The organism is Marinobacter sp. HL-58 (assembly GCF_001314605.1).
GTDB lineage: Bacteria > Pseudomonadota > Gammaproteobacteria > Pseudomonadales > Oleiphilaceae > Marinobacter.
Genome location: NZ_LIHP01000011.1, coordinates 88,587 through 100,931, shown reverse-complemented (window position 1 = coordinate 100,931; position 12,345 = coordinate 88,587). Strand labels below are relative to the sequence as shown.

The 12,345-nt window shown below is 58.6% G+C and carries 10 protein-coding genes; 2 read left to right on the top strand and 8 right to left on the bottom strand.

The genetic code is table 11. The features are described 5' to 3' along the window. Positions 1-5: 5 nt before the first annotated feature. The 3 genes from HLUCCO03_RS09570 to HLUCCO03_RS09560 form a co-directional block, all read right to left on the bottom strand. Positions 6-1,853 carry a sodium:proton antiporter gene (locus HLUCCO03_RS09570; protein ID WP_027830773.1) on the bottom strand — a complete coding sequence of 616 codons (1,848 nt, stop codon included), beginning with the start codon at positions 1,851-1,853 and terminating at the stop codon, positions 6-8. 28 nt (positions 1,854-1,881) lie between these two features. Then, positions 1,882-2,709 carry a tRNA cyclic N6-threonylcarbamoyladenosine(37) synthase TcdA gene (gene tcdA, locus HLUCCO03_RS09565; RefSeq protein ID WP_027830774.1) on the bottom strand — a complete coding sequence of 276 codons (828 nt, stop codon included), beginning with the start codon at positions 2,707-2,709 and terminating at the stop codon, positions 1,882-1,884. Between the two features lie 286 nt (positions 2,710-2,995). Continuing rightward, positions 2,996-4,771, bottom strand: a complete 1,776-nt coding sequence (locus HLUCCO03_RS09560; RefSeq protein WP_027830775.1) for an acyl-CoA dehydrogenase C-terminal domain-containing protein — start codon at positions 4,769-4,771, stop codon at positions 2,996-2,998. Between the two features lie 160 nt (positions 4,772-4,931). On the opposite strand from HLUCCO03_RS09560, the gene HLUCCO03_RS09555 reads away from it, so the two are divergent. Then, positions 4,932-5,675: an SDR family NAD(P)-dependent oxidoreductase gene (locus HLUCCO03_RS09555; RefSeq protein ID WP_027830776.1), complete on the top strand. Its 744-nt coding sequence runs from the start codon at positions 4,932-4,934 to the stop codon at positions 5,673-5,675. A 29-nt stretch (positions 5,676-5,704) separates the two neighbouring features. Here the strand turns inward: HLUCCO03_RS09555 and HLUCCO03_RS09550 are convergent, their stop codons facing one another. The 3 genes from HLUCCO03_RS09550 to speA all read right to left on the bottom strand — a co-directional run bounded on the left by HLUCCO03_RS09550 (position 5,705) and on the right by speA (position 9,008). Then, a complete protein-coding gene (locus tag HLUCCO03_RS09550; RefSeq protein ID WP_027830777.1) occupies positions 5,705-6,349 on the bottom strand; it encodes a ChrR family anti-sigma-E factor in 645 nt (214 codons plus the stop codon). Further along, the gene (locus tag HLUCCO03_RS09545; RefSeq protein WP_027830778.1) at positions 6,346-6,945 is read right to left on the bottom strand and encodes a sigma-70 family RNA polymerase sigma factor; all 600 of its coding nucleotides are present in this window, start codon (positions 6,943-6,945) and stop codon (positions 6,346-6,348) included. The genes HLUCCO03_RS09550 and HLUCCO03_RS09545 overlap by 4 nt, the downstream gene beginning before the upstream one ends. 152 nt (positions 6,946-7,097) lie before the next feature. Further along, on the bottom strand, positions 7,098-9,008 hold the full coding sequence (gene speA / locus HLUCCO03_RS09540; RefSeq protein ID WP_027830779.1) for a biosynthetic arginine decarboxylase: 1,911 nt from the start codon (positions 9,006-9,008) through the stop codon (positions 7,098-7,100). A 198-nt stretch (positions 9,009-9,206) separates the two neighbouring features. Here speA and speE point away from each other — a divergent pair, with 198 nt between their 5' ends. Next, positions 9,207-10,088, top strand: coding sequence for a polyamine aminopropyltransferase (gene speE, locus HLUCCO03_RS09535; RefSeq protein ID WP_027830780.1), 882 nt, complete (start codon positions 9,207-9,209; stop codon positions 10,086-10,088). A 236-nt stretch (positions 10,089-10,324) separates the two neighbouring features. On the opposite strand, the gene HLUCCO03_RS09530 is transcribed toward speE, so the two are convergent. Together HLUCCO03_RS09530 and glnK are read right to left on the bottom strand one after the other, a co-directional pair. After that, positions 10,325-11,605, bottom strand: coding sequence for an ammonium transporter (locus HLUCCO03_RS09530; protein WP_027830781.1), 1,281 nt, complete (start codon positions 11,603-11,605; stop codon positions 10,325-10,327). A gap of 74 nt (positions 11,606-11,679) precedes the next feature. Then, positions 11,680-12,018 (bottom strand): P-II family nitrogen regulator, encoded by a 339-nt coding sequence (glnK, locus tag HLUCCO03_RS09525; protein ID WP_004578958.1) that lies wholly within the window; start codon positions 12,016-12,018, stop codon positions 11,680-11,682. Positions 12,019-12,345 lie beyond the last annotated feature (327 nt).

Genomic DNA, 12,345 nt, shown 5'->3' with positions numbered 1-12,345 from the left:
CCCGCTCAGCCCGGAGCGGGTGCCGGGGCTTCTCCGGTATCCCGCTCCTTGCGTTCCTTCCGTGCCTGGGGTGGTACCAGGCTGACCAGGGTCCAGTCTTTTTCCGGCTTGATGTCGCTGAGGTTCTTGACCGGCATGATGTGTTCACGGGTATCCAGAACGAATAGCACGATGGCCTGGCGGTCGTATTTTTCCAGGAAGTCGTCGAGCGTGAACTCGTCACTGAGCTGGGTGGTCTTCACCGAGTACCCCTGGCTCGCCAGGCTGGCAAGCTTGGCATAGCTTACCCCGCCAAACAGCCCCCGGGTCATCTGGATTTTCTCGGCGGTCTGATGCCTGGCTTTCTGGTCCTGATCCCCTTCCGCAAGTGTCAGCACCGAGCCCTTGCCGAACCAGTCCAGGAAGTGATAGGTCGCCAGTGAGTTCATGTGCTTGTAGGGAGAGATCACCAGCAGATTGCCAATGCCGGTCAGGTCGAGATGGGTTGACGCGTGTTCAGACACCGGATTGCCAAAATAGACCGGCAGGTTTTCCATTCTCGCCTGTTTGACGTTTTCCCAGCTGGTGTCCGCCAGGGTGACCGGCACCTCCAGTTTCTTCAGGGCCAGCGCGATCTTCCTGGCTACCGGGTTGGCGCCAAGAATAAGGAAACCGTACTCCGCCGGCTCGGCTACCTTCAGCAGCTTGGCCAGTGGTCTGGCAGTGAGGCTCTGCAGGGTTACGGTGGCAATGATCAGCATGAATACCAGTGGCACCAGGGCGCCGGCACTCTCGTAACCCAGTTTCTGCAACTGGAAGGCAAACAGCGCAGACACCGCGGCGGCCACGATACCCCTGGGCGCAATCCAGCTCAGGAACAGTTTGTCACGCCAGTTGAGGCTGGTACCGATGGCGGACAGAAAGATACTCAGGGGGCGGGCGACCAGCATCAGCAGAGCCAGTACCGCCACCAGGCCCCAGCCCAGTTGGGCGATGGCCGCGAATTCAACCCGCGCGGCAAGAATAATGAACAGGGCGGAGATCAGCAGAACGCTCAGGGATTCCTTGAACTCCAGGATGCTGTCGATGGGTACCTGCTTCATGTTCGCCATCCAGATGCCCATCACAGTCACCGTCAGCAGGCCGGACTCATGGGCCATCTCGTTGGACAGGGCATAGACCCCGAGCATGAAGGTCAGGGTGCCGGCATTATGCAGGTACTGGGGTAACAGGTGTTTGCGCAGGGCAATGCCATTGAGCCAGCCGGCCAACGCACCGAGCAGGAAGCCCACCGCCAGGGTTTTGCCGAAGATGTACAGGGAGTGGCCGAACACGTTGCCCTGGCCCCAGGACACGATACCCTCGAACACCAGTACCGCCAGCAGCGCACCGACCGGATCGATGATGATGCCCTCCCAGCGCAGGATATTGGCGAGCTTGGCATCCGGCCTGACGGATCGCAGCAGGGGGGCAATTACGGTAGGGCCGGTGACGATGGATATGGCACCGAACAGCAGCGCCACTTCCCAGGACACATCCAGGATCCAGCGTGCGGCCAGGGTGCCGATAAAGCAGGTCACGATGGAGCCGACGGGAATCAGGTTGCGTACCATCTTGCCGTGACCGCGGATTTCTTCGTATCGGAGGGTCAGGCTGCCTTCGAACAGAATGATGGCGACCGCCAGCGAAATGACCGGGAACAGGAGGTCTCCGAACACTTCCTCCGGGTTCAGAAATCCGAACATCGGGCCGGCGGCAATACCGCCGGCCAGCAGAAACAGGATGGCGGGCATACGAACCCGCCAGGCCAGCCACTGGCAGAACAGGGAAAGCACACCAATGCAGGCGAGAAGAAAAACAGTGCTGACGGTCATAATGGCATCAGTTCCATTGAGTCATGGGTTAGTTCTGTGGTCCGGCCGGGAAGGTTGCTGCGGTGTCTGATTCGGCCTTGCATGCAAGCCTGGAAAGAAGCCGGGCGGCGGCAAACAAACCAAAGCTGGCGGTCACCGGGCTGGCGGCTCCGAAACCGGAGGCGCAGTCCAGCCTCACCGGCCCGTCGGTGGCTGGTTTCTGGAGGCACACCTCACCATCCCCCGCAGGATACGTGAGCTGTTCAAGGGAGTACACGGCTTCGATTCCAAACCGGCGCTTGGGGTTGCGTGAGAAGCCGTACTCACGCCGCAGCAGGTTGCGAACCTTTGCCAGCAGCGGGTCCTGGGTCGTCTTGCTGAGGTCGCTGACGCGGATCTGGGTCGGGTCCATCTGGCCGCCTGCGCCGCCGGCACACACCAACGGGATTTTCCGCCGCTGGCAGTGAGCGATCAGCCCCGCCTTGGCCTTGACGCTGTCTATGGCATCAACCACCCCGCACATGTCCGGCGTGATCAGATCGCTGACGTTTCTGGTGTTCAGGAATCCGAAATGAATGCGGATATCGGCTTCCGGGTTGATGCCCCGCAGGCGTTCCGCCATGGCATCGGTCTTGGTTCGGCCATACTGGCCTGCCAGAGCGTGGAGTTGACGATTCGTGTTGGACACGCAGATGTCGTCCATGTCGATCAGCGTCAGTGTGCCGATACCGGAGCGGGCGAGGGCTTCCGCTGCCCAGGAGCCGACACCGCCCAGGCCAACAATGGCAATATGGGCGTGACGGAAACGCTCCAGGGCCCGGCGGCCATACAGTCGCTCGATACCGCCGAAGCGGAAGTGGAAATCGTCACCCGTCATACTGCATCTCCGCGGAAAAGCCCCGATTGTAACCCAGGCCTGCGGGCTGTCTCTAATGGTTGGTAGGTCAGGCTATTGGAGGGCACGATTGCAGACACAAAAAAAGGCCACGCAATGCGTGGCCTGTAAGAAAGTGCCCAACCCGACGGGGGGTAGGGCCGGACTAGTTCAGAGACACTAATCAACGTCATCAGTATCGTCCATAAACCTATCGCCCGGAAGGTCAGGGCTTGACAAATATCAGTCATTTCCGGCCAGAGTGCGCAGGCGCGACCGGAGAAGTCAGTCACGCCGCCCAGTGGTCATCCTCGAAGGCCATGAGAGCGTCTTTTCCACTCTCAATGTCCTGCTGCAACCACTGAATCTCTGGCAGCAGTTTCTCGAAGTAGAAACGGGCCGAGATCAGTTTCCCTTCCAGCAGTGGCTTGTTGCCTTCGCCAGCATCCAGTTGTGCCTGCGCAACGCCGGCCATGCGGGACCAGAGATAGGCGATGACGGTCAGGGCCATGAGGCGCAGGTAGGGAGTTGCCGCTGCACCGGCCTGTTCCGGATCACTGGGGGCATTGCTGGCGATCCACAGGGTGGCGGACTCCAGGGACTTGATGGCCCCCTTCAGTTCTTCCCGGTAGGGAGCCTCCGGGTTGTTCTTCAGGTAGCCGGTCAGTTCCGTGAACAGGGTGCGCACCAGTTGCCCGCCCTTGAGGCTGAGCTTGCGTCCCACCAGATCCATGGCCTGGATGCCGTTGGTGCCTTCGTAGATGCGGGCGATACGCCCGTCCCGCACCAGTTGCTCCAGCGGCCAGTCGGTGGTGAAGCCGGAACCGCCCAGCACCTGCAGGCCGGTATTGGCATTGTTGAAGCCTTCGTCGGTGAGGAAGGATTTCACTACCGGAGTCAACAATTGAACAAGGTCGTCCGCCGATTCGCGAACAGCTTCATCGCCATGGGCCACCGACAGGTCCAGCTTGTGGCCGGTAAACAGAGCCAGCGCTCGCATGCCTTCATTGAGGACTTTCTGGCGCATCAGCATGCGGCGAACATCGGGGTGTACGATAATCGGGTCGGCCGGGCCGTCCGGATTCTTGGGCCCGCTGAGGGAACGGCTTTGCAGGCGTTCACGGGCAAAGCCGAGGCTCTCCTGGTAGGCCATTTCAGCCAGTCCCAGCCCCTGCATGCCCACCATCAGGCGGGCTTCGTTCATCATGGTGAACATGGCGCGCATGCCGTCGTTGGCCTCGCCCACCAGCCAGCCCTTGGCGCCTTCAAAGTTCATCACGCAGGTGGCGGAGCCCTTGATGCCCATCTTGTGTTCCAGGCCGCCGCAAAAAGCCGGATTGCGCTCGCCGGAATCCGGCAGAACCTTGGGCACCACGAACAGGGAAATACCCTTGGTGGTGTCCGGTGCCCCGGGCAGCTTGGCCAGAACCAGGTGCACAATGTTGTCTACCAGGTCGTGCTCTCCGCCGGTGATCCAGATCTTGGTGCCTTCGATGGCATAGGAGCCGTCGTCGTTGGGGGTGGCACGGGTGCGGATCAGGCCCAGGTCGGTGCCGCACTGGGGCTCGGTCAGGCACATGGTGCCGGTCCATTCACCGGAAATCAGCTTTTCCAGATAGGTGTCCTTGAGTTCCTCTGAACCGTGGGCATACAGGGCGCTGATGGCGCCATGGGTCAGGCCCGGGTACATACCCAGCGACAGGTTGGTGGAACAGACCATCTCGTCCACGACAAACTTGAGGGTATGGGGCAGGCCCTGGCCACCATACTGCAGCGGTGCATCCAGCGCCGTCCAGCCACCTTCGACGAATCTGGTGTAGGCCTCCCGGAAGCCGTCCGGTGTCGTGACGTCATGGGTTTCCGGGTTGTACTGGCAGCCCTGCCGATCACCCACCTGGTTGGTGGGCTGGATCACTTCTGCCGCAAGTTTGCCGGCCTCGTCGATCACTGCGGAAATCAGGTCAGGGGTGGCGTCTGCGTACTTTTCCAGTTCATGGAGCTTATCTGCGCCAAGGACATCAAACAGCAAGAAGCGAAGGTCGTTCGCCGGGGCCTGGTATTGCATGGAAGTCTCTCCTCAATGCAGGTAGTTGTGTCAACGCTTTCATTCATACGATCGTTTTAATTTCCGGTTCACCGAAAGGCCGGTCTGTTGATCAGAAGTTTCGTATCAGTAGGCAGAGATCATCCAATGAACGGGCAGGCCCCGTAAGCCGGGAGTTTTTATGAAACAGGTGTTGATTGCCGGAATATCCGGAGCCATTGGCCACGCGCTGGCCACGAAACTGTTACAGAGTGACGCCGAGCTCTCCATCGTCGGGCTTTGCCGTGATCCGTCGACTGTCAGTCTGAGCGGGGAACAGGCAGGCCGGGTCAGCCTGATTTCCTGGGATGCCGCTGATAGCGACAGTGCCAAAGCGGTCGGCGAGCGCCTGGCGGCGTTGTTACCGGTAGCATCAGGGCTTGATATGGTCATCTATGCGGCTGGCATACTGCACGGCCCCGGGATGACACCTGAAAAGCGCCTGGAGGACCTGGATGCACAGGCTTTTGCCCATGCCTTTGCGGTGAACGCCACCGGTTTTGCGATGCTGGTGCAGGCCATTTCTCCCTGGCTCCGCCACCGGCGTTTCAAGCGTATCCTGGCCGTGTCTGCCAGGGTCGGGTCCATAACCGACAATGGGTTTGGTGGCTGGTATGCCTACCGCAGCTCCAAGGCGGCACTGAACATGCTGGTTCGCAACCTGTCCATCGAGTTACCGAGGAAGTACCGCCCTGTGGCCTGCGTGGCCGTTCATCCCGGCACTACCCTGTCGCCGTTGAGTAAACCATTCACCCGTTCACTGGCGCAGCTTCAGGTTCATAGTCCGGAAGAGACGGCCGGGAATATTCTGCGGTTGGCGGAGGGTCTTCACGAAGACGATAACGGAACCTTCCTGGGCTGGGACGGTTCCGTTATACCCTGGTGATGGGAAAGGCGCTGAAACGGCGGGCCGTTTCAGCGTATGAACGGATTCAGCAACCGGGTGAAAGTGCCGGTAAGCTTTACCGGTGCACTGAGCACTGAAAGCGTAATGCAATCCTCGCAACCCACGGCGACCGGTTTGTGTTCGTCTTCCTGGTTGAGAACCACGAAGTCCCACTGGTTGAATACACCTTTCTGGTCGGCAAACGCGCCCTGCAGCACAATCGTGGTTTCATCACCCCGGTGCGTGTGGGCCGGAGCCTTGCCGCCGGCAGCCAGTTTCTGCAACACCACCTGTTCGTTCTGGCCGGGGAAGCGTTCACTGATATCCAGCACGCTGACATCGCCCAGCTGGCGCTTCCAGGGCAGATCATCAAGATTGTCGCCCAGAAGTTTCTGTAGCGGGCTCAGGCGTTTGGCCTGGGCGTCGATATACTTCTCGGTCATATCCGGTTCGCTGTCGATGCGGGACAGGATGGAGTCGAACATGTCCGATGAAACACCCACCTGGGGCTGGCTCTCCATCATGACAGCACCCAGGCTGTCGAGTGTGTCAACGCGGCTGCGACAGTGGGGGCACTGGTCCAGATGAAGTCGAATACACAACGCGTGGGGCTCACTGAGATTGCCGGCGCTGTATTCCATCAGGGTTAGTGTGTCTGGATGATGCCGTGTCATACGTTCTGGTCCTGCAAAATCACTTTCAGTTTGTTCAATGCCAGGCGCACCCGGCTTTTTACGGTACCCAACGGTATATTAAGCTCGTCGGCCACCATCTGGTGTGACTTGCTCTCCATATAAACCTTGGCAATGACGGTAATCTGCTCTTCCGGGAGATGGCTGAGGGATTCTCTCACCCGGCGCTCTGACATCAGGCGGTGCAGGGACGTAACCGGCTCGTCGTCGTTCTCACCCGGGATCTGCCACAGGTCTTCTGTCTCGACCGGCATTTCGGCGCTGGTGCGCTTCATCTTGCGCAGCATGTCGATGCGCTGATTCCGGGCAATGGTAAAAATCCAGGTGGATGCGGCGGCCTTGCGCCAGTCGTAGAGGCAGGAGCGGCGCCAGATCGACACGAAAACTTCCTGGACCAGTTCTTCGGCGTGACTCGCCAGGCCATTGGCCATGGCGTAGTACTTGATCTGCGGGCCAAAATGCTCGAACAGGGCATGGTAAGCCTGACGGTCCTGGTTCTTGCCAACTTTCTCGAGCATCTGGCTCCAGGGATCCTTGCGGCCCTCGGCCCGTGCCGGTTTCTGATCCAGTGTGGTCACCGGACGCTCCTTGACTGTCGCATGATTTGAAATTGTTCTGTTCATCATTCTATGCACTCGCCCCGAGTTTGTCAGTTCGGATATGTACGGGGTGAGCAGACAGCCGGATCAGCCCGGATGGGTTAATCGAAAAATTTTATTCAGGAGCCGGTTCATTCCTCCAGGTAGGTATAGCCTTCCAGCCCGCCGGCAAGCTCCTCCAGCAGGTTGGCCTGTTCTTCAGCCGTCAGTCCGCTGGCTGAAAATTTCTGTTCATAGGCCCTCAGCAGAGACGCCGGTTCGAAGTTTACGTACTGCAGCACCCTGGCTACTGTATCGCCATGGATTGGCTCGCTTACCGTATGGCCCCCATCCCTGTTGCGCCGCACATCCACCGAATGGGTGTCGCCGAACAGGTTGTGCATGTCGCCCAGGATTTCCTGGTAGGCGCCGGTCATGAAAAAGCCCATGAGCATGGGCTCTTCGGGCGTATCCTCCGGCAGCGGGAAAGTGGTTTCGATGCCCTGTCCATCCACATAGCGGTCGATCCGCCCGTCGGAATCGCAGGTAATGTCCTGAATCACCGCGCGCCGGTTAAGCGGTCGATTCAGCCCGTTAATGGGCATGATCGGAAAAATCTGGTCGATGCCCCACACATCCGGCAGCGATTGGAACAGCGAGAAGTTCACAAACAGCTTTTCGGCCAGTTTTTCATTGAGTTCATCAATGATCTCCCGGTGCGCGCGGTTTTCCGAATTCAGCTGGTCGCGAAGTGCGCGGCAACAGGTGGTGTAGAGTGTTTCCGCGCGGGCCCTGTCGGCCAGTGACAGCAGGCCATGGGCAAACTGAGTGTGCACATCCGCCATGGCGTGAAGCACGTCATGATAGATTTCCGCCAGGGAACGGGGAGACTTCTTGTCCCGCAGGCTCTCCAGGTCCCGCCACAGGTCCTGCAGCGGCGCCGGTGCATCACCGGCGGGCTGTTCCGGCGGGCGTGATTCGGGTACCTCCCGGTCAATCACATTGGTGACCAGTACCGAGTGGTGAGCGGTCAGTGCCCGGCCGGATTCGCTGATGAGGTCAGGGTGGGGGATCCCGGCCCGGTCGCATTCCGACTGCAGTATATGAACCACGTTGTAGGCGTATTCATGCATGCTGTAGTTCATGGAACAACTGCTGCGGGAACGGGTGCCTTCATAGTCCACGCCGAGACCGCCGCCGATATCAACCGTGCCGACCGGTGCGCCCATTTTGCGCAATTCACTGTAGAAGCGGGCACACTCTCTCAACCCGGTCTGGATGTCGCGGATATTGGCAATCTGCGAGCCCAGGTGGAAATGCAGCAGTTGCAGGGATTCCAGGGCCCCGGCGTCACGCAGGGTTTCAACCACGTCCAGCACCTGGCTGGCGGACAGGCCGAATTTCGATTTTTCGCCACCGGTATTCTGCCAGTTGCCCTTGCCGATGGTGGCCAGCCTGGCCCGTACACCAATTAATGGTGTCACGCCCAGACGACGGGCCTGCTCAAGGATCAGTGGCAATTCTGACTGTTTCTCCACCACGATAAAGACGCGGTGCCCAAGCTTCTGCCCGATCAGGGCCAGGCGGATGTATTCCCGATCCTTGTAGCCGTTACAGACAATCACCGAGCCGGGCAGCCGGGACAGGGCCAGAACCGCCATCAGCTCCGGCTTGCTGCCGGCTTCCAGACCGATCTGGTTGTCGCTGGCGGCCGGCTCTGCACGCAGAAGTTCCTCAACCACCCGCCGCTGCTGATTGACCTTGATGGGGTATACCGCTGTGTAAGTGCCCTGGTAGCCCTGTTCCCGGCCCATTGCATTAAACGCGCCGCACAGTTTGTTAACCCGATCGTGGAGGATGTCCGTAAACCGGATCAGCACCGGCAACTGCACGCCGTTGCTGACCAGCGACCGGGTCAGGTCTGGCAGGTTGATATCCTCACCACTGTGGCCCCGGTCGGGGCGGATCAGCACTTCACCGCGGGCATTCACATCGATATAGCCATCGCTCCAATGGGCGATGTTGTACACCTTGTGGGCGGTACTGCCGGTAGGCTCATTCATGGTGCTTTCCTGTACTGGATCCGGAGCCGGCAACCTGCCGGCTTATGGCGGTCATTGTATGGATTCCACCAGCCCTCTGAAAGAACCATGCCGGAAAAAACCATGACCTGCAGCAGGATAGTCCTTTAGGTGTTCGGGCTCGGCACCTACAATACCTTCAATACGATCTGGCTCGACTAGTAAATCCGGAGACAAGAAATGACTGCACTGAACGAAGGCTGGTTTACAGAGATATTTCAGGACCAGGGCACCGCATTTTCCCTGCAAGTAAAAAAGAAGCTGCACGAAGAACAGACCGACTTCCAGAAGCTGGAAATCTGGGAGACCGAAACCTTCGGCAACCTGATGGTGCTGGACGGTTGCGTGATGCTGACCTCACGGGACAACTTCCTCTATCACGAAATGATGACCCATCCGGCCCTGTTCACCCACAAGGACCCGAAAAAAGTCGTCATTGTAGGGGGCGGCGACTGCGGCACCCTGAAAGAGGTCCTCAAGCACCCCGGAGTGGAAGAAGCCTGGCAGGTGGAAATCGACGAACGGGTCACCCGCAATTCCGAAAAGTACTTCCCGGAGCTTTGTGAATCCAACACCGACCCCCGCGCCAACTTCTTCTTCGGCGACGGCATCCAGTGGATACGCGACGCAGTACCCGAAAGCCTTGATGTCATCATCATCGACAGTACCGACCCGGTCGGCCCCGCCGAAGGCCTGTTTGCGCTGGACTTCTACCGCGACTGCATGATCGCCCTGCGCGACGGCGGCATCATCGTTCAGCAAAGCGAATCGCCATTGCTGCACACCAACACCATCATCAAAACCATCCACGACGACATGAAAAAGGCCGGCTTCGACCACGTCCGCACCCTGCCGTTCCCGCAACCGGTGTATCCCACCGGCTGGTGGAGCTGCACCATGGCCGGGAAGGAAAAGCCGGTGGTTTATTTTCGTGAAGAAGATGCGGATCAACGGCCGTTTGTGACTCGTTACTACAATGCCGACATCCACCGTGGTGCATTGGCAATGCCGCAGTTTATGGTGGATGCGTTGGAGGATGAAGTCATTCCCGGGGAGGGTTAACCCGGAGTCAGCGGAGGAGGTGGGAGCCCCCCATTCCGGGATCGTCAAAAACAGGGATGTTTTTGTCGAGCGTACAGGGATGTATTCACAGCGTATCCCGGAATGGGGGGGCTCCCACCTCCGGCATGCTCTCAAGCCTGGGTGTCGGATTACGGCTGCGCCTAATCCGACCTACTCTCAAGTCAAAAAAAGGGGCACCCGCAGGCGCCCCTCTTCAGATCCAGTGTCAGCTCATATTACTTGGTGCTGACAAACTCCGGATAGGCTTCCATACCACACTCGGACAGATCCACACCCTCGTACTCTTCCTCTTCCGAAACCCGGATACCCATGACCGCCTTCAGGATGCTCCAGACAATCAGGCTGGTCACGAAGACCCAGATGAAGATGGTGAGCATGCCAACCAGCTGACCCATGAAGGTCGCGTCTGCGTCGGACAGGAGAACCGCGAAGATACCCCAGATACCAACCACACCGTGCACCGAGATAGCACCGACAGGATCGTCAATGCGCATCTTGTCCAGAGTCACGATGGAGAACACCACGATGATACCGCCAATGGCACCAATGATGGTGGCCAGCAGGGGCGACGGATCCGCAGGCTCGGCAGTGATGGCTACCAGGCCGGCCAGGGCGCCGTTCAGGGCCATGGTCAGGTCAGCCTTGCCGAACAGGATGCGGCCAACGATCAGGGCAGCAATCAGACCACCGGAAGCGGCTGCGTTTGTGTTCAGGAACACGTTGGCCACCTCGTTGGCAACACCGATACCACCCAGCTTCAGGGTAGAGCCGCCGTTGAAGCCGAACCAGCCCATCCACAGGATGAACATGCCCAGTGTCGCCAGCGGCAGGTTTGCACCCGGGAACGCCTTGATCTGGCCATCCGCGCCATACTTGCCTTTACGGGCACCCAGCAGAAGAACACCGGCCAGGGCAGCAGCCGCGCCTGCCATGTGCACGATGCCGGAGCCGGCGTAGTCAAAGTAGTTGAGCTCGTACATGCCGAAAACCGCATCGCCGTTCCAGGTCCATGCGCCCTGCATCGGGTAGATAAAGCCACACATGACAACAGCAAAAGCCAGGAAGGCCCAGAGCTTCATGCGCTCGGCCACGGCACCGGAAACGATGGACATGGCGGTTGCCACGAAGACGACCTGGAAGAAGAAATCGGAAGCACCGGAGTACTCGCCCATGTCCCCAAAACCGGATTCGTTGGAAGCCGCAATAATGCCTGCGATGGCAGCGTCATCCATCTGGGCAACCGTGGTAACACCGCTCAGGAACAGGCCGCCACCATACATGATGTCGTAGCCGCAGATGAGGTACATCGTACAGGCTATGGCAAACAGCGAGACGTTCTTGGTCAGGATTTCAGTGGTGTTCTTGGCACGCACCAGGCCTGCTTCGAGCATCGAGAAGCCTGCGGCCATCCACATGACCAGGGCACCGCACACAAGGAAGTAAAAGGTATCCAGCGCATACTGGAGTTCAAAAATGTGTTCAAGATTGCTTTCCATGAGAAGCCCTCCGCACGAGGCTTATTTCAAGTTATAAATTTTTTGCGTTGGCTGTCTGGTTGATCAGGCTGTGATCAGACCGCTTCTTCGCCGGTTTCCCCGGTTCGGATCCGGATAGCCTGTTCAAGTTCGGTCACGAAAATTTTGCCATCGCCGATTTTTCCGGTATTGGCTGCCTTGGTGATGGATTCGATGACCTGGTCCAGCAGGTTGTCGCCGATAGCAACTTCAACCTTGACCTTGGGCAGAAAGTCCACCACGTATTCTGCGCCACGGTAGAGCTCGGTATGACCCTTCTGGCGACCGAAGCCTTTGACTTCAGTGACCGTTACGCCTTGAACGCCAATCTCGGATAGTGCCTCACGGACATCATCCAACTTGAAAGGCTTGATGATCGCTGTCACAAGTTTCATTGCTTTCTCCTTGATAAAGCCGTCTCAACATCTGGAACTCTTCGGCCCGTTGTTGAGGTCGGGATGCTGCCACCTCGCACACCAATTGTGCGGATTGCGTACAAGGCTTTTAGCATCGGGTGTGCCAACGCAAAAAATAACTATATTATCAGCAAGTTAAGTATATGCTGGTCCAAAATGGACCGTCAGGCCGCACCAAAACAGGGCTGACCTGCCCGAAGTGAACCATAATGATGCACAAGTCTGATGCAATCATTAAAAGGCGCTTCGGCCGCATTATACTGCCGATAGGGTACAGTATGGCAGGGCTGGCAATGTGTTACACTT